This window comes from Bacteroides sp. BFG-606, assembly GCF_024788145.1.
GTDB lineage: Bacteria > Bacteroidota > Bacteroidia > Bacteroidales > Bacteroidaceae > Bacteroides > Bacteroides vicugnae.
This window is the reverse complement of record NZ_JANUIL010000001.1, coordinates 5,073,797-5,091,450: the sequence shown is the minus strand read 5'-3', so window position 1 is coordinate 5,091,450 and position 17,654 is coordinate 5,073,797. Positions and strand designations below refer to the sequence as shown.

General features: G+C 37.9%; 22 protein-coding genes. 17 read left to right on the top strand and 5 right to left on the bottom strand.

The window, feature by feature from the left end; genetic code table 11:
- The first annotated feature begins 8 nt into the window (after positions 1–8).
- From NXV01_RS19600 to NXV01_RS19525, 17 genes are all read left to right on the top strand, one after another.
- The gene (locus NXV01_RS19600; protein WP_259023096.1) at positions 9–1,220 is read left to right on the top strand and encodes an EpsG family protein; all 1,212 of its coding nucleotides are present in this window, start codon (positions 9–11) and stop codon (positions 1,218–1,220) included.
- Positions 1,217–1,864: a glycosyltransferase gene (locus NXV01_RS19595; protein ID WP_259023095.1), complete on the top strand. Its 648-nt coding sequence runs from the start codon at positions 1,217–1,219 to the stop codon at positions 1,862–1,864. The genes NXV01_RS19600 and NXV01_RS19595 overlap by 4 nt, the downstream gene beginning before the upstream one ends.
- A 19-nt stretch (positions 1,865–1,883) precedes the next feature.
- A complete protein-coding gene (locus tag NXV01_RS19590; RefSeq protein WP_259023094.1) occupies positions 1,884–2,303 on the top strand; it encodes a hypothetical protein in 420 nt (139 codons plus the stop codon).
- A gap of 9 nt (positions 2,304–2,312) precedes the next feature.
- A complete protein-coding gene (locus NXV01_RS19585; protein ID WP_259023093.1) occupies positions 2,313–2,873 on the top strand; it encodes a DapH/DapD/GlmU-related protein in 561 nt (186 codons plus the stop codon).
- 180 nt (positions 2,874–3,053) lie between these two features.
- On the top strand, positions 3,054–4,277 hold the full coding sequence (locus NXV01_RS19580; RefSeq protein WP_259023092.1) for a glycosyltransferase family 4 protein: 1,224 nt from the start codon (positions 3,054–3,056) through the stop codon (positions 4,275–4,277).
- Positions 4,278–4,279: 2 nt separating this feature from the next.
- Positions 4,280–5,161 carry an ATP-grasp fold amidoligase family protein gene (locus NXV01_RS19575; RefSeq protein ID WP_259023091.1) on the top strand — a complete coding sequence of 294 codons (882 nt, stop codon included), beginning with the start codon at positions 4,280–4,282 and terminating at the stop codon, positions 5,159–5,161.
- Between the two features lie 8 nt (positions 5,162–5,169).
- Positions 5,170–6,270, top strand: coding sequence for a CapA family protein (locus NXV01_RS19570; protein ID WP_259023090.1), 1,101 nt, complete (start codon positions 5,170–5,172; stop codon positions 6,268–6,270).
- 20 nt (positions 6,271–6,290) lie between these two features.
- Complete coding sequence (locus tag NXV01_RS19565; RefSeq protein ID WP_259023089.1) at positions 6,291–7,184, top strand: glycosyltransferase; 894 nt, start codon at positions 6,291–6,293, stop codon at positions 7,182–7,184.
- A 222-nt stretch (positions 7,185–7,406) separates the two neighbouring features.
- On the top strand, positions 7,407–8,111 hold the full coding sequence (locus NXV01_RS19560; protein WP_259023088.1) for a polysaccharide deacetylase family protein: 705 nt from the start codon (positions 7,407–7,409) through the stop codon (positions 8,109–8,111).
- A 56-nt stretch (positions 8,112–8,167) separates the two neighbouring features.
- Positions 8,168–8,254, top strand: coding sequence for a hypothetical protein (locus tag NXV01_RS26065; RefSeq protein WP_366045244.1), 87 nt, complete (start codon positions 8,168–8,170; stop codon positions 8,252–8,254).
- A gap of 316 nt (positions 8,255–8,570) precedes the next feature.
- The gene (locus tag NXV01_RS19555) at positions 8,571–9,527 is read left to right on the top strand and encodes a glycosyltransferase (protein ID WP_259023087.1); all 957 of its coding nucleotides are present in this window, start codon (positions 8,571–8,573) and stop codon (positions 9,525–9,527) included.
- A gap of 359 nt (positions 9,528–9,886) precedes the next feature.
- A complete protein-coding gene (locus tag NXV01_RS19550) occupies positions 9,887–11,065 on the top strand; it encodes a DUF262 domain-containing protein (protein WP_259023086.1) in 1,179 nt (392 codons plus the stop codon).
- Positions 11,040–11,675 carry a HEPN domain-containing protein gene (locus tag NXV01_RS19545; protein ID WP_259023085.1) on the top strand — a complete coding sequence of 212 codons (636 nt, stop codon included), beginning with the start codon at positions 11,040–11,042 and terminating at the stop codon, positions 11,673–11,675. Before NXV01_RS19550 ends, NXV01_RS19545 begins: the two co-directional genes overlap by 26 nt.
- 7 nt (positions 11,676–11,682) lie before the next feature.
- Positions 11,683–12,369: a glycosyltransferase gene (locus tag NXV01_RS19540; protein WP_259023084.1), complete on the top strand. Its 687-nt coding sequence runs from the start codon at positions 11,683–11,685 to the stop codon at positions 12,367–12,369.
- Positions 12,344–12,916: a glycosyltransferase gene (locus tag NXV01_RS19535; RefSeq protein WP_259023083.1), complete on the top strand. Its 573-nt coding sequence runs from the start codon at positions 12,344–12,346 to the stop codon at positions 12,914–12,916. The genes NXV01_RS19540 and NXV01_RS19535 overlap by 26 nt, the downstream gene beginning before the upstream one ends.
- 9 nt (positions 12,917–12,925) lie before the next feature.
- Positions 12,926–13,915 (top strand): glycosyltransferase family 4 protein, encoded by a 990-nt coding sequence (locus NXV01_RS19530; protein WP_259023082.1) that lies wholly within the window; start codon positions 12,926–12,928, stop codon positions 13,913–13,915.
- A 5-nt stretch (positions 13,916–13,920) separates the two neighbouring features.
- A complete protein-coding gene (locus NXV01_RS19525; protein WP_148367000.1) occupies positions 13,921–14,361 on the top strand; it encodes a WbuC family cupin fold metalloprotein in 441 nt (146 codons plus the stop codon).
- 132 nt (positions 14,362–14,493) lie between these two features.
- On the opposite strand, the gene NXV01_RS19520 is transcribed toward NXV01_RS19525, so the two are convergent.
- From NXV01_RS19520 to tnpA, 5 genes are all read right to left on the bottom strand, one after another.
- Positions 14,494–14,922: an N-acetylmuramoyl-L-alanine amidase gene (locus tag NXV01_RS19520; protein WP_259023081.1), complete on the bottom strand. Its 429-nt coding sequence runs from the start codon at positions 14,920–14,922 to the stop codon at positions 14,494–14,496.
- A gap of 4 nt (positions 14,923–14,926) precedes the next feature.
- Positions 14,927–15,040, bottom strand: coding sequence for a smalltalk protein (locus NXV01_RS19515; protein WP_259023080.1), 114 nt, complete (start codon positions 15,038–15,040; stop codon positions 14,927–14,929).
- Between the two features lie 73 nt (positions 15,041–15,113).
- Positions 15,114–16,703 (bottom strand): IS66 family transposase, encoded by a 1,590-nt coding sequence (gene tnpC, locus NXV01_RS19510; RefSeq protein WP_259022514.1) that lies wholly within the window; start codon positions 16,701–16,703, stop codon positions 15,114–15,116.
- A 73-nt stretch (positions 16,704–16,776) separates the two neighbouring features.
- On the bottom strand, positions 16,777–17,145 hold the full coding sequence (gene tnpB / locus NXV01_RS19505; RefSeq protein ID WP_195650752.1) for an IS66 family insertion sequence element accessory protein TnpB: 369 nt from the start codon (positions 17,143–17,145) through the stop codon (positions 16,777–16,779).
- Positions 17,129–17,461, bottom strand: coding sequence for an IS66 family insertion sequence element accessory protein TnpA (gene tnpA / locus NXV01_RS19500; RefSeq protein ID WP_217723764.1), 333 nt, complete (start codon positions 17,459–17,461; stop codon positions 17,129–17,131). Before tnpA ends, tnpB begins: the two co-directional genes overlap by 17 nt.
- Positions 17,462–17,654: the final 193 nt, after the last annotated feature.

Here is a 17,654-nt window from a genome sequence, read left to right as displayed (position 1 = left end):
AAGTAGAGATGATAAGAAATGATAAAATAATAAGGAACAAACTCCTATTATTTATTCTCAATCCATTTATTTTGGCGATTACCTCGCTGAAAGATATAAGGGATGGAGTTTCACATAAGTTCCTATATGCTTGGTTTCTTATATTTGGGATTGGTTTTTGTGCCATAAGTGAAGCTGCCGATTCGTTTAGATATGTTGAAGAATTCATGATTGAGCATAATTATACATGGTCCCAATACATGATGGAAATCAACGAGTACTTCACTTTTGAGTCGAATATCAAGGATATATATACATTGACAGTGAATTTTTTTGTCGGACGATTTACAAATAACTACCATTGGACGTATTTTATATATGCTGCGGTATTTGGATTCTTTTATATTAAGTCGCTGAAGATTTTTTTGCGTTACAATAATGTTAGTAACAACATTGTTTTCTATGCGTTGCTATTCATGTTTTGCTATAGTAATCCAATTTATAATATTAATGGTGTTCGCTTTTGGACAGCTGCTTGGATAGGAGTTTATGTGGCACTCAGTGTATTTGTAGACAAGAACTATAAAAAATTACCTTTGTTAATATTGCTACCTTTGGTTCATGGAACTTCTGTTATTTGGGTGGCGATAATGGCGATTGCTTTGTTACTTAATCGGTTTCAGACTATTACGATTGGACTTTTCATTGTTTCTTCATTTGTCTCAGCTGTATCCTATCTTAATATTCTGAATGATTATTCCTATTTGCTGCCTCAATTTTTGCAGAATCAAATATGGTCATATACTGAGTCAGAGATGGCACAGGGAAGATTAAGTGGCATAAGTGAATATGGAAAGGCTTATGCAGACTTCTTAATAGCATTACCTGGGTATTTTCAGATACTGTTGTCTTATTTGCTCATCCTCAATCGTAAGGAAATTAATCGGGATAAGCGTGCAGGACATGTTTTGACTATTATGCTTGCATTGGCTGCTATAACCAACTTTCTTTCCGGTGTTCCTTCAATGGGTAGATTTAAAGCATTAGTAACTCCTATGTTGGTGATAGTGTGGGCTTACAACTATAGGAGTTTAAAAAAATACGATAAATACTTTAATGTAGTACCTTTCATTTATGCCTATTCTCTTCTTTATTGGTGTAGACGAATGAGTGCAATTTCTGAATTATATTTGTATATTTTCCCAGCTCCATTAACTGTAATCAAATATCTTTTCTTATGAAAATCTTAATAATATCAAATCATGCATATCCTGCGCAGGGACCTCGTGCATTTCGCACTACGGAATTGTCTGAGCAACTTGTAAAAATGGGACATGAGGTTGTTCTCTATACAGTTCAAGGAAAATATGACTATACACAGTATGAGAAAGAGACTGGTGTGAAGAGGAGGGACATTAACCCTAGGTTTGCAACTTCCGCAGATGATGAGACACATAGATACAACCTCTTTGACAAATTCATGTACCATTTTTTTCACCGTCTACTCATGTGGCCGCAGTGTGAATTTCATTATGCTGTAGGTAAAATTATTAAGGAGAATCCGAATATGGATATGTTGATTACTATTGCCTATCCTCATTCTATTCATAGTGGTGCGGCACGAGCTAAGAAACATTATTCAGAGGTTTTCCCGAAAATATGGATTTGTGACTGTGGTGATCCTTTTATGCTTAATCCATTTATTAAGGCCCCAAAGTTTATGAAATATTTTGAAGATATGTGGTGTTCGATGTGTGACTATATTGCTGTTCCTACAAAAGAGAGTTATAAGGGATATTATGAGCAGTATTGGGATAAAATTCGAGTGATACCTCAAGGCTTTGATTTTTCAAAGACTCCTATTAAAGAATATAAAAAAAAATGACGTACCAACTTTCCTTTTTATGGGTTCAATTTATCCGGGAGTTCGTGATCCTCATGCATTTATGAACTATCTACTGGAGTTTGATAAGCCATATAAGTTTATCATGATGATGCGTACACCCCTTGAAATGAAATATGTGAAAGAATCTAATGGTCAGATAGAGTATATTACAGGTAAGGGACGTAAGGATGTAGTATGGGAGTGTAGCAAAGCAGACTTCCTTATCAATATTACTAACCCATCTAACGTACAGACACCTAGTAAACTAATCGATTATGGAATCGCAGGCCGTCCTATCCTTGATGTGCCTAATGAATTCTCAGATCCTTCACTCTTCTTGAGTTTCTATGAAGGAGATTATTCAAGACAGCATAATATTGATTTTTTGGATGATTATCGAATCGAAAATGTCGCTCGTCAGTTTGTAGAATTAGCATAATAATTAGTTATGAAAATATACGGAAAAACTATTCGATTAAGCCAATTATTCTTTTTGGCTGTCTACTATGGTTTTGCTCAGTATTTACCAGATTCCTATTGTATTGTTAGACCATTGGGGAGAGGAAGTAATTGGGTACGAGTATTTTGTGTTAAACGTATTTTTAAGAAATGCGGGCATATTAGAACTATTAACCGAAAAGTTCACTTTGCATCGGGTCGTAATATTGAAATGGGTGATGAATCTGGGATAGGAGCAAATACTTCTATTCCAGGAGATACTGTTATTGGAAGCCATGTTATTCTGAGTCGAAATTGTTTTATCCTTGATAAGAATCATATTTTTGAAAGGACTGATGTTCCATTAAATGATCAAGGTTGTTATCCTCCGAAAAAGACTATTATCGAAGATGATTGCTGGATAGGAATGAATACGCTGATAACTCCTGGACGTCACATATCGAAAGGAACAATTGTTGGAATGGGATCGGTTGTTACAAAAGATTATCCGCCTTATTCCATAATTGGGGGAGCTCCTGCTAAGTTGATCCGAAATCGTTTGGCAAAATAATGAAAATTCAGTTATATCATGAGAAATGAATATCAAGAGAATGTTGTGCTTGATTTTTTATTATGATAGTATCAGGGGGATTTGATTATGGTTTAGTTTCCAACACTTTTCGTGGAAAACTATGAATAAAATTCTATGATAGATATTTGTATATAGAATAGAAGCAATATTTGAAGATTTATGAAAATACTATTAGCAACCTCATCTGTGACCCCGAATGCAGGAATACCATCTTTCAATAGAGAATTGTGTAGTCTTTTGAATGAAGAGAACGAGGTTCATCTATTGGTTGATGAGAATATTGAATCGTATCAGGGGTATGTGAGGACATATTCTACATATGGAATTAATATTTATAATTTCGGTGATGCTTCAAATATTTTAAGTAAATTATTGATTGAGAATTATGATGTGATAATTAATAGTAATTCTCATATTATGTCTTTATTGGCTGCATTCATAGATAATAAAACACGGTTGATTACAGTATCACATTCTTTAGGAACAATGGATTGTGATAATGCTGCATTTAACAATGATTATATTGACAATATTATCGCTTTATCTAGCAGTTGTAAGGATTATATAAGCCGTCGTTTCGGAATAAAGAATAATGATAAAATTAAGGTTGTATTTAACTCTGTGGCTGATAATCCAGATTCGGCAGCTAAAAGACAAGAGAAAATGGTTGCTGAAAAGATCAAGATTGTTTTTGCTGGTGGATCTGCTGCTAGTAAGTCTCCAGATGTAGTCATACCAATTGTTAATGAACTGTGTAAATCAAATTTACTTTTTGAGTTTTATTGGTTGGGCATTACGACTCCTCCGTTTAAGAAGTTCCAGCCTTTCAAAGATATTCGTTTGATATTACCGAATGATGAAAGAGTAATAGTCACTGGGCTTATACCTCAACAGCAAGCTGCTGAAATCATTGCTTCTTGTAATGTATTTCTTGCTCCTTCTCGTAGGGAGGGATTTCCAATGGCTTTATTAGAAGCAATGAGAATAGGATGTATTCCAATTGTGTCTGATTTCAAGATAGCTAATCAAGAGATTATTCGGAATGGAATTAATGGTTTCATTATTTCACACAAGGATGTTAAAGGCTTTGTTGATAGACTGTCAGATATCATTGAAAATCATGCAAACTATAAGAATGTTTATGAGGGCTCATATAAGACTTTTGTTGAAGAGTTAAGTTTCCCTATATGGAGAAAATGTATCTATTCTATCATTTCAGGAGGTGCTTTATATCATAAACAAAGACGAGTAATGAAAAAGTATGCTTATAAAGCTGTTGTGAGTCAGTTTAAATTACTAGACAAATACAATCTTATAGAAAACTATATGACAGAAGTGTTGCCATGTGCAATCAAATTTTACAAGTATTACAAAAATAAATAATTATGCCAGTAGTAGAAGATAAAGGCAATTGGAGAAGCCGGTTTAATTCTTGGTTAGGCGATTTTGTCGCTAATGTGTTAGGTCAGCGTGTGAACTATACAATGCGTTATTATAGCCATCGTCATCATTTACCAAATTTCAAACACCCGAAAGATCTGTCAGAAAGAATACTCTCTGCAATGCTTTCTAAGGATTTTTTGAAATATGCAGACTATGCTGACAAGGTAAAGGTGCGTGAGTATGTTAAGGCTAAGGGGCTTGAGGATATTCTTCTCAAACAATATGGTGCTTGGGAGAATGCCAATCAGATCCCGTTTGATCAGCTTCCTGACCACTTTATCTTGAAGGCTAATAACGGTAGTGGAGGACACTACATCTGTACCGACAAATTAAAGATGAACATTCCTGTTGTCATTAAGGAAATGAATGCAACTCTTGAAGGAGCATCACATCTTCGTAATACCGAACCTCATTATTGTGCTATTAAGCCAATGATTTTAGCAGAGGAACTGATGGGTGATGGCTCTGTTCTTCCTACTGACTATAAGTTTCATTGTATCAAGGGTAAGGTGGCAGATGTTTTTGTTGTTTGCGAACGCGAGTCTGGAGCAAAGTACTGTACACTAGATACCAGTTGGCAACAGCTTCCTTACACCAAACCAGAGTTTATGCCTGCAAGTATTCCTCCTAAACCTGAGCATTTGAAGGAAATGGTAATTCTAGCAGAGAAGCTTTCCAGTGATTTTGAATTTGTCAGAGTTGATCTCTATGATTTCAACGGTAAAATCTATTTTGGTGAGTTGACTTTCAGCCCTTGGGGTGGTATCATGAACTCATATTCTAATGAGGGTGTGGAAATTCTTGGTAGAAAATTTGACGAATAATACTTGATATGAAGTTTGTTATCTGTGGCGATTTCGTAAGCCAAGACCCAAAGAGAATACAAGTTGATCAACGTCTGCTGAATTTACTCAAGAGTGCAGATTATGTAGCTGTCAATTTTGAAGCTCCAGTTAGAGGTGTGGGAAAAACTATATATAAGAGTGGGCCTGCGTTGACTCAGTCTCTAGATTCTCCTGCGTTTATCGAGAACCTTGGAGCTAACATCATTATGCTGGCTAATAACCATATGATGGATCAAGATAAGGAAGGATGTGAGACTTCTATCAGAGCATTCAAGGAGGATACCCTTATTGTCGGTGCTGGAAGTTTCAAGGATGCCTATAACCTTCGTGTGATCGAGAAGGATGGAATCAAGGTTGGTCTTTTGTGTTTGGTACATAAGGAGTTTGGGGCTTTAGGACTTGACTCTAAGTCTTCGGATTATGGTACTGCTTGGATCAATCATCCTCTTGTCAATAAGACTATTCTGAATGCCAAGAAGGAATGTGATCTACTGATTGTCCTTCCGCATGCAGGAGTGGAGGATGTCGTTGTACCCCTTCCAGAATGGCGTGCTCGCTATAAAGAGTTTATTGATATGGGAGCTGATACCGTTATCGCTTCACATCCTCATACTCCACAGGGATGGGAAGAATACAATGGCAAAAAGATTTTTTACAGCCTTGGCAATTTCTTTTTTCAGTTATTCTCTAACCAACATGGTGAAAACTGGTACAAGGGACTTATTGTAGAAATGGACATTGATGAGGATATGCAGCTATCCTTTGAGGTACACAACACGAGGTTCTCAGAAACTAGTCTTAAACTAGATGAGAGTACAGAATGTAAGTTATACAACGATTACTTGTGTGAGCTCCTAAACGAAGAAGACAAGTATTGGGAGTATCTCAATACCACCCTCAAATCTCTATGGATTGAGTATAAACTCTACTTACTCAGAGGATTGGGTGCTGTAGCTCCCACAACTGACATGCATATTCTCTCTCATGCGGTTTATGGCCTTTTGAAAGGTCCGGACATTCCGATGATGCTCAATAATTTTCAATGTGAAAGCCATAGGTGGGCGATTGAGAGGATGCTGAGGATGTAGTAAAGGATAAAAAGAATATTATGGCAAAAAAAATCGCTGTGCTTTTTCCTTATGCACCATTATATAGGGAAGCGATATATAAACTGATGGACAAAGAACTTGATGTGGATTGGTTCTTTTGTGGCAATGCGAAGCGTAATCTGAAGATGTTTGACTACTCTTTGCTTAAGCATTGTGATTTGTCAATGGAAGAGAAGAAGGTCTTGGGTCCTATGGTGTATTACAAGGGTATCAAGAAACTGAATATTCAGCAGTATGATGCCATTATCTGTCCCGGTGTTATCCGTTCTTTCTCGGAATGGTGGCTTTTGCAAAAATTGGGCAAGGGGATGAAAGATTCCAAACTTTACCTTTGGACTCACGGGTGGTATGGTAAGGAGTCCTGTTGGCAGAAAAATATCAAAAAGTTTTTTTTTAGAAAGGTAGACGGATTTTTCTTGTATGGAGATTATGCCAGAAATGAAATGATAAAGGAGGGCTTTGATGCCAGCAAACTGCATGTCATCAAGAACTCTCTGGATTATGATAAACAGCTGGAACTTCGTAATAACATTGTTACTTCTAATGTTTATAAAGAGCATTTCAAAAATGACAATCCGACTATTATTTTTATCGGTCGCTTAACTCCTGTGAAGAAACTGAATCAGATTGTGGGGGCGGTTGGCATTCTCAAACAAAAAGGTGAGAATTACAACATTGCCTTTGTGGGTGATGGTGAGATTCGTCAGTCGCTGGAAGTGGAGGTAGTTAAGTATCAGCTTCAAGATAATGTGTGGTTTTATGGTCCCTGCTTTGATGAGAAGATCAATGCGGAACTTATTTATAATGCCGATCTCTGTGTGGCTCCCTGGAAATATCGGACTTACTGCTATGCATGTACTTATGTTCGGTTGTCCTGCTATTTCCCACAATAACTTCAAGTGGCAGATGCCTGAATTTGAATCTATTATCCCAGGTCATACAGGTGGTTTCTTCGAGTACGATAATGTGGAAGATCTTGCTCGTAGCATCTCTCAGTGGTTTACATCAAAGAGCGGTTGTCGAGAAGAAGTCCGTAAAGCTTGCTATAAAGAGATTGATGATTGTTGGAATCCTCATTATCAGTTGAATCTCATAAAAAAAGTACTTGAGCTTAAATGAAGCTGGTTAGACGTACTATAGGAAAGTGTTGCCATATATTTCACACAAATGTGGCTAAATTCTTTCCTGAAAGAGGAAGAGTCTTGATGTTGCATTGGGTGGGAGATGAGGTGCAGGATGAAGAGACAGAGCCTTTTCGTATCTCTACGGAGCAATGCAGGGAGTTCCTTCAGTGGTTAAAGAATAAGAAAACTATCCGTTTGGAGAATTGGGAGAAAGAACAGGATTTTTTTGCACTTACAATAGATGATGTTCCTGAGAACTTCTATCATAATGCTTATCCTTTGCTGAAAGAAGCAGGTATTCCGTTCACTCTCTTTGTGAATGTGTCACTTTTGGATAAAGAGGAATTTATCACTCGAAAACAACTTGTGGAGATGTCTCAAAACAGACTTTGTACTATCGCTTCTCATGGTGTAAGTCATGGGGAGTTCGTTTTACTCAACAAGGACCAAGCATTGCAAGACCTTCAGGATTCTAGACGCGAGTTAGAGCAGATCATTGGTAAATCTGTAGAGATGTTTGCTTATCCTTACGGCTCTTATTATGCCTGCGGTTATACCAATAAGCATTTGGCAGGAAAGGTGTATAAATACGCCTTTGGTACAGTGGCTTGCCCGATTACTAAGCCATCATTCCTGAAAAAGTACTATTTGCCAAGGATTAATGTTGATGTGAAATTTCTAAATATGTTAAAATGAAGAATGTAAGTGTAATCATATCATTCTATAGTCATATCGACTAACTCTATGAGGCTATTGAGAGTATACTGGCTCAACTCCATTCCAACCATGAAATCATTATAGTGAATGATGGTGCGAAGGAGAATATAATAGAATTCTAGCAGAAGTATGGCATCAAGAGAGCGGCTGAACCTGATGATTCGTGATTTACGGATTCTATATTCTCTATGTAAGGTTCTTCGGAAAGAAATCAATATTGTAAAGGGCCTTTTTATCAAATGCTGTTAGACTATACCATACGCGCTAGAAAGGATGCATGTAAGATGTCCTTTCAAGCATACTTCGAAAGATAAAAAATAATAAATAGGTGTAATATAATGAATAGCAATGTAATACTCCATCTTATATGGAATATCAGTAGTAGGAAAAAAGTAGTGTTGTGCATCTCGGATTGTGTAACTTTAAAATATATGAGATATGCAGCCTAAGTTTTCAATAGTAATGCCTGTCTATAATGTTGAGAAGTATTTACGAAATTCAGTTCAATCTGTTCTCAATCAGACAATATCGGATTATGAGTTGATATTGGTAGATGATGGCTCTCTAGATGGTTGTCCAAGAATATGCGATGAATTTGCAGCACAATATTCCCAAGTGAGAGTGGTTCATCAAGAGAATACAGGTCTTTCAGGTGCCCGAAATGCAGGTTTTGCTGTCGCTAAAGGAGAGTATGTTTATTTTCCGGATAGTGATGACATTATTCAGCCAGACACGTTAGAGTATTTCGAAAGGGTAATTGTAAAAGTTCCAAATGTAAAATTTGTAATCTCTGATTTTCAGGATGTAATAGAAAATGATGTATTTAAGTCTACCAGTTATGATAATGGTATTGAAGTTTATTCTCGTTCCCAAATACAAGAATTATTTTTAAAACGTCAAATTAGAATATTAGCCCCAGGTTCATTACTGAACATTAAGTGGTATAAAGACCACAAATTGACTTTCGAAAATAATCCATATGGTGAGGATCAGCTGTTTATCTGGAAAGCCCTTCTGAGTGTAGATGAAGTCGTGCATATCAAGAAGCCACTTTATAACTATCTTCATCGTCCAGGGTCAATAATGACTGCATCGAATGTGTCGAAGATAGTGAAGGCATATCCTTTTTTCCAAAATTTGCAAGAGATTTATCTAAGGTCGGACAATACTACTTCATTTGTTAAATTGTATTTATTACCATTTTGGGTAAGAGGTATTTTACACTCGTCAGCCAAGATTGTTACATACAAGGAATATGAGTCGATTCTTGCCACCTTTGAGGCTGACAAGCATTGTGAAACTCTTAAGTCATATCCGTCTTTCATAGTTAAACTATTATCATATTCGTATTTTATAAGTAAAAGACTTTTTTATTTAGTCAACAAATTGCTTTAATTTTGAAACCTTATTTATCCATTATAAAGCGGAAGCCATTCCTCAGAGGTAAGCACTCAAATTAGGACTCTCTTTTTAAATCAAGACTTTTGCTGCAAACTAAAATTTATGTATAGCAGTGACGATCTCGAAAGATTTTATTTCAAGTACCAAACTGAGACTCTACTTCATGGAGAATCTCTCTAATCATTTTGTATCTACAATCAAGTTTCTTGTAGAATATTTCACAACATTTTTGGTTTATTTAATAGGAAAAAACTGAAAGGTGCTTTCTCTCCTATACGGTACATCAAAATTGAACTATTATATAGCAGAGCAAACTGAATGATAATAAATATGAAATTCTAAAAAATATAAGTATGAGTGAAGATGAATTTGAAGATGGATATCAAGATGTTGATGATATTAATTCTGTTGAAGACAATACTGATCTAATAGTTTATTCACGAGATTGGACAGTAGCAACAATTTTAAATCAAATAGAACAGGGAAATATCGACCTTAATCCTGGCTTTCAGCGACGTAATGCTTGGAATGACACAAAGAGAAGCAGACTAATAGAATCTATATTAATAGGTTATCCCATTCCTGAAATTGTGCTTGCTGAAAGTAAAGGAAAGAGGAATTCGTTTATTGTTATAGATGGCAAACAACGATTGTTGACTATTGCAGGATATAAGGATAATGAGAAGTACAAATATTGGGATAGAAGAAATCCAAAGACGGCAGATCTAAAAAGTAAATATAACGCTCTTTCCTATGATGACTTGTCTTCTGATACCGAATTGTTAAGGATTTTTGAAAATTCAGCTCTCAGATGTACTGTTATATCAAATTATCATAGTGAAAATTCTCTATATGATATTTTTTACAGACTAAATGCTGGCTCAACTAAATTAAGTTCTCAAGAGCTGAGGCAAGCACTAAATAAAGGCAAATTCTCAGAATTCTTGCTTCAAGTAACTGATGAGGATAATATTCTGCGTAATGTAATGAATATAAAAGGTCCAGATAAGAGGTTGCGTGATGTTGAGGTTCTGCTTCGCTGTATGTCTTTCTTAGAATATGCCTCTGATTACAAAGGAAATTTGCTCCAATTTCTAGATAACAAAACTAAAGTATTCAATGAGCGTTGGGATAGTGACCAAGAATATATTGAAAAACTTAAAAATCGTGTATTTGAAGCAGTAAAGAAGTTGGTTGATGTTTTTGATAATAATAATAAAGTGGGACGTAAATACAAGAATGGGGAATTAAATACGAAATTTAATAGAGTGCTACTTGAAGTTTTAGTTTTCTTTTTTGATAAAATAGAATATGAAAAGCTGACGATTGATAATAATTCAAAATTCAAAGATCTATATATAAAACTCTTTGAAGAAGATTTTGATTTTCAAGCTACTATTGATGGTTCAACGAAGAATATGGAAAACTATAAAATTCGATATTCAAGAATTCAAGATATTGTGTCAGAAGCCTATGGAATTCAGGGTAAAATAACGCCATTTGAATATGTCACAAGAAGAATTAGAAAATAAATTTAAAGAATTGGAGGATCATATACTTGAACTTGCAATCAAATATATAGCACCACATACAGACCCTTTAGAGAAACCCGTGGATTATAATTTGGACGTACATTCTTTCTGTATTTTATGCCATGCAGCATTTGAAGAATTTTTAGAAGATGTTACATTGTATTCTGTTGATAAGATAGAAAGGGAATTTAATTCAAAACTTCGTAAATTTTCTTTTGCGACATTTTGCTTTTTGCATTTTGATGAGCATCCATTGTCCCTTAATGATGAGAAAAAATGGGATAATACGAAGCTGAATGATTATTTGTCTGCGAGACTGCGTGAGCGTAAAAGTGAGTTAAGTAAATATGCGACACAAGACAACCATGGTATTGATGTAAAATATATGCGCAAGCTTTTACCCCCAATAGGTATTGATGTCCCTCAAAATGCTCGGGAACTTGCTTCTTTGGTAATCTTGAAAAATATAAGAGGAACGTATGCCCATTCTTTCGCAAGAAATAAAAAACCATTGGCTCCTGAAAGTGCACTAAATGCGGTATTTGATGTTTTTAATATGGTTGAGAAGATAAAAAAAAAGGCATTAAGTATGTCTTATTATTTGATTTAAAGTTATAATGAAGAAAAAGAAGATACTTTTTGTGTGTCAGTATTTTTATCCTGAGACGTTTCGTGGTAATGATATCGCCTTTCATTTAGTAGAAGAAGGGCATGACGTGCATGTGGTGACTGGCATACCAAATTATCCCAAAGGTACTTTTTTTCCAAGTTATGGGATGTTAAATAAACGACATGAAGTAATCAACGGAGTACGGGTGACACACCTGCCAATTATACCTCGTGGTGAAGGTAATAAGATTATGCTTATATTCAATTACTTCAGTTATCTGATTGTGGGTTGGGTGTGGATGTTTTTCCATGCATTGTTTCATAAATATGATATAGTGTTTTGTCAACAGCTATCACCGGTAACAATGTCAAGTCCAGCGGTGTTGTACAAGAAAATGCGACATGTGCCACTTTATACTTGGGTTCTTGATTTATGGCCCGAAAGTTTGGCTGCTGCAGGTGGTATTAACAATCAAGTTATTCTTGGATTCTTTAATTGGTTTGCGAAGAGTGAATACAAGAACTCGGATAAAATACTTACCTCTTCACGAAGTTTCGATCAAAGTATCTTACAATATGGTGATTATCGGGACAAGATAATCTATTTTCCACAGTGGAGTGATGGAACAACCAATATATCAGATTCGGCTTTTTTCTCTTCCAAGAGAATTGCAGAAACTGTCAGACAAAAATGATTTTATCATCATGTTTGCAGGTGCTGTAGGTGAGGCCCATGGTATGGAGTGTAATATGAAAGCTGCATTGAAAACCAAAGAGTATGGAAATATCAAATGGGTGATTGTTGGCGATGGACGTAAATTAGAATGGGTTCGTTCATTTGTGAAAGAATACGAGCTTAACGATACAGTGCTTACCCTCGGGCGTTTTCCATCTGAAACTATGCCAATGTTTTTTGAAAAGGCGAATGTTATGCTTGTGTCTTTGACCGATTCACCATTATTTAATCTGTATTCTCCTGCTAAGATAGCTTCATATATGGCAGCTGAACGACCGATTGTTGCTGTGCTAAATGGAGAGGGTGGTGAAGTTATAAAGAACGCAGATTGTGGTTGGAATGTTTCTGCAGGTGATTCTGAAGAATTGGCGGAACTTGTAATTACATTGTCGAAGATGAGTAAGTCGGAACTTCAAGAAAAAGGACGAAAAGGACGGGAGTATTACGATAAATTTTTCACAAAAGAAGAATGTCTGAAAAAATTAGATAAGATAATGGGATTATAATAATTTGAAATGAATACATACATTATTATTTTTATTCTGCTTCTCATTGCAGAACTCCTCTATTTCCGTATTGCGGATAAATGCAACATCATCGACAAACCCAACGAACGCTCATCACATTCTACGATTGTATTGCGTGGTGGAGGTATAATTTTCTTAATTGGGATATGGATTTGGAGCGCCTTCTTCGGATTTCAATATCCTTGGTTTCTAGTGGGTCTGACACTTGTAGCAGGCATTAGCTTTGTAGATGACATCCATTCATTACCGGACTCTGTAAGATTGGTCGCTCAATTTGCAGCTGCCGCAATGGCATTCTATCAGCTTGGCATATTGCATTGGTCAATGTGGTGGATAATATTACTGGCACTAATAGTCTATGTCGGTGCCACGAATGTGATAAACTTCATGGATGGAATCAATGGTATCACAGCAGGATACTCTTTGGCTGTATTGGTTCCGTTGGCACTGGTGAATATGGATGGTGTTTTTGTAGAACAGAGTTTGATCATATCAACGATTCTTTCTTCATTGGTGTTTTGTTTTTTCAATTTCTGTCCGAAGGGTAAAGCGAAATGCTTTGCAGGGGATGTCGGCTCTATCGGCATTGCTTTTATCATACTGTTTCTGTTAGGTAATGTGATGATCAAGACAACGGATATTACTTGGCTGATATTCTTGTTAGTATATGGTGTGGATGGCTGTCTGACTATTGTACATCGTATTATGTTGCACGAGAACTTGGGTGAGGCACATCGTAAGCATGCTTATCAGATTATGGCTAATGAGTTGAAAGTGGGTCATGTAAAAGTTTCATTGCTGTATACGGTTATGCAGTTAGTGATTTCCCTTGGATTTATCTATCTTTGTCCCGATACAGTGTTTGCTCATTGGTTATATTTGGTGGGTGTATTAGCTGTATTGGCTATCGTATACATATTGTTTATGAAAAAATACTATCATTTGCATGAAGAATATCTCATATCATTGAAACAATAACGATTATGGAATTTGATAAAGAGTTTTTGGGCAAGCTATTTGAACAAGCTATGGAGAATCCACGTTTGCGTCAGAACTTCGACCTACGCACCTCATCTGCCGATACTAGTCAACGTATGCTAAACGCATTGTTGCCAGAAACTAAAGTGCCTATCCATCGGCATGAAGATACCACAGAAACTGTAATTTGTTTGTGTGGTAAGTTGGATGAAGTTATTTACGAAGAAGTTATTTTGTATGAGAATAGTATATCTGGACTTCCACATAGTATGGATGTGCAGGATGTATCTCGTAAGGTGGAATATCGAGAAAGACAACGCATTCACCTCTGTCCTGCTGAGGCAAAATATGGTTGCCAAATCCCTAAAGGCGCATGGCATACTGTAGAGGTGATTGAGCCTTCTGTGATATTTGAGGCTAAAGATGGAGCGTATAAATCAGAGTAAGAAGGAGAGATAACTAGATGAGTGAAAATAACAACTGGGTATTATTGGAAAATAGCTATAACAAAGCGTGAAACCGAGTGGAATCACGCTTTGTTTTTAATTTTATGGTGCTTTTTAAAACTGCTTTTTAGGCTACTTTTGACAAGAAATTACCTGTGAATACTCCTTCACACACTCAAAACACGGACACTCCTTCATCGGATTTAAGTCCCGATGTCCCACAATCAACGCTTTCGGGAACTGCCTTTTCAACTCCCTCAACAAAGTAAGCAAAGCTCCTTTTTGCTCCACAGTACGCGTATCTTTCGGCTTTCCGCCCGCATCCAATCCTCCTTCATAACAAACACCTATCGAATGAGCATTATGATTCCGGCAGTGTGCTCCAACCTTTTCTAAAGCACGTCCCCGATGGATCTCCCCGTCGCGAGTAATGTAAAAATGATAGCCAATATCACGAAAGCCACGGTGCAAGATATGATCCTGTCGGCAAGCCTCCGCCGAAAGGGATTTTCCTTCCGGCGTGGCACTGCAATGAATGATAATTAATGTAATAGTCCGCATGGGGTTACATGCAACTCTGTACTCCGATCAAGCCTCCGATAGCGGTGGCAACGGTGATGATTACTTTGATAATGAAGCTCCATACGGAGCGGGGAGATGATGAATTACTCGTAAGCATCCGATAAAGTACACTATAAAAAAATGGCTGTATCTCCTTTCCTGGTAAGCAGCCATCTATCGTTGTATCTCCATCATTCTTTATTCTTTTCCTTCCATTTGTGTGGCAACATTTGTAACAGTTCCTCATAATTTGCCTTCTGCATATATGGTATTCTTGCTATAACGTCATTCAGATAAGTGCGCGGATTTACTTTATGCGCTTTGCACGTAGCCAGTAACGAACAGACGACACTCATGCTGACGGCCGCCTGATGGTCTCCACAGAACAAGTAGTTCTTTCTACCCAATGTGATTGGTCGGATGGCATTTTCCGCCAGATTGTTATCAATATGGATACGTCCATCCTGCAGATACCTCATCATATTCTCCCAGCGGGTATAGGCATAGGTTATCGCCTTTCCGGTCAGGCTGTTTGGGCTGTATTTTATCCCTTCTGTTTCCATCCATAGCTTCAAGGCATCCATAATAGGTCCGGCAAGTTCCTGACGTTTTCCCATTCGTTCATTTTCTGTAAGCTGCTTCTGGTCACAGTCATGTTCTATGCGATATAGAAGCTGTATTTCTTTTAAGGCATGTTCCGCCATCTGCCTGTTTTCAGCAAGTGCCTGCTCAAAATACCTGCGTATATGAGCCATGCAGTTAACAAGGCGCACATTCGGGTTGACCTTGAAAGCCGATTCGTAACCCTCAAAGCCGTCACATTGGAAATAACCCTTGAAGTCTTTAGCCAGTTGCCCTATCACCGTACCTGACCGTGATCCTTTGTCATAATGGAAAAGCACCAGTCGTTCGACTACCGCCCTGACCATCCACAAGTATTCCTTGTTGGTCTGATGTCCTGCCTTGTCCAGTACAGGTACGGTCGTTTCATCCCCCTGTATGTAGTCGGATTTCATGATTTCCTGCCTGAGTACCTCGTAAAGTGGCTTGAGAAGTTCAACCGCAGGCTTGAACCATCCGTCTATGGTACTTTCACTAGCTTTGAAGCCCAGGTGATGCAACTGTTTCACCTGGCGGTAGAAGGGAAGATGATACTCATATTTCTGCAGGAGTATCTCCGCCAAAAGTGTAGGTCCCGCTATTCCTTTGTATATAGGCAACAGCGGCATGGCGGCTATCTCCACTCCTTTTCTGCCGACCGGTGGAAGTGAAGTGTTGTCTTTAAGGGCATATTTGGGCCGTACAATCTCCTTTATATAAAGTTGTCCGGGCTTATGTTCCACCACACGGGTCACTTCCTCACCAATCTTCCTGTACAGTTCCAGGTCAATGTCTTCCGGCTCGATGATTACCCTTTCAAGTACGGGAAGACCTTCCATTATCCTGCGGTTATTCCGTTCCCGTTTCTTGCTCTCCACCGTTTCTTTTGTGATTGTCTGCACCGCTACTTCACGCGCTTTTTCCAGTTCAGCCGCGTTATCAGGAAGAAAGTCACCGAACAGGTCAGGCTGGTTGGAATCAAGAGACGGGAGTTTCTCTGACTTGTGACCGAAAAGCTGGCGGTTCAGCCATGCGACTTGAGCCGTCAGCTCATTGAGACGGTTCTGTAAGGATTCATTCTGCCGGGTAAGCCTGATAATGGTCTCAGCCTGGGATGCGTTCACCTGCTGCAGGGACTGCAGCATTGAGTTCATCTGTGAAAGCATCTCTTCCTGAGTCATAATCCGTTTCTTTTAATTACACTATAAATGTACAAAATATATCCCGGACAGACAAGGAATACGACATCTATTTTTATACAGTATATACATTTCGTTCCGCCCTCAGACGTCTCAAACGCTGCCCGGGAGATTCACGGATTCCTTCCACCATAATGACAAGATCGCGCCATTCCATCGGATAGCTGCACGATTTCTCGTCATATTCGGGAATCTTGAAATGACCGGCTTCAAGGCGCTTGACATACATCACCAGACCGCCATCCTCGGCATGGAGAAGCTTCATCAATTTACGGCTGCTGCCAATGAAGATGAATACATCACCGTTCCTGACACTGCAGCCCATACGCTCGTGTACCACACCGCAGAGAGAACTGATACCCTTGCGCATATCAGTCCTGCCGGGGCAGAGAAAATACCGCATCGTATCATTCAGGCAGAACATGGCAACAGGCGTATTGGTTAATCAAACGGGAAGCGGCCTCTTCCATACCGGCACCCAAATGGGCACGGACGCCATTAGGAAACAACAGGGTCATTCCGGAAACAGAAGAGGAGGAAGCAATACAGGGGGACGTCAGGCTGATGGGGGCTAAGACTGATTGGGGAGCAGATGTCTCGTGATCAGGAACACTGGAAGATTTACGTTTCCAATAATTGTACGTGGAGTAACTGACATGTTCACGTTGCAGAAATTTCAGAAGACTCAGACCGCTTAAACGATGCAGTTCCTGTAAAGAGGTAAATTGTTCTTTTGTCATAATGAAAATATGTTAGAAGTTCATGCAATATTGCACAGGCAAAGGTGCTATGAAAATATGACAGAGAAAACGGGTACTTTATCGGATGCTTACAATTACTCATAATAAGAAGTTTTAAATAAATTGATAATAGTTTTTTTATTCACCACGGAGGACACAGAGGACGCAGAGGAAAGAAATAATCTGTGGTGAA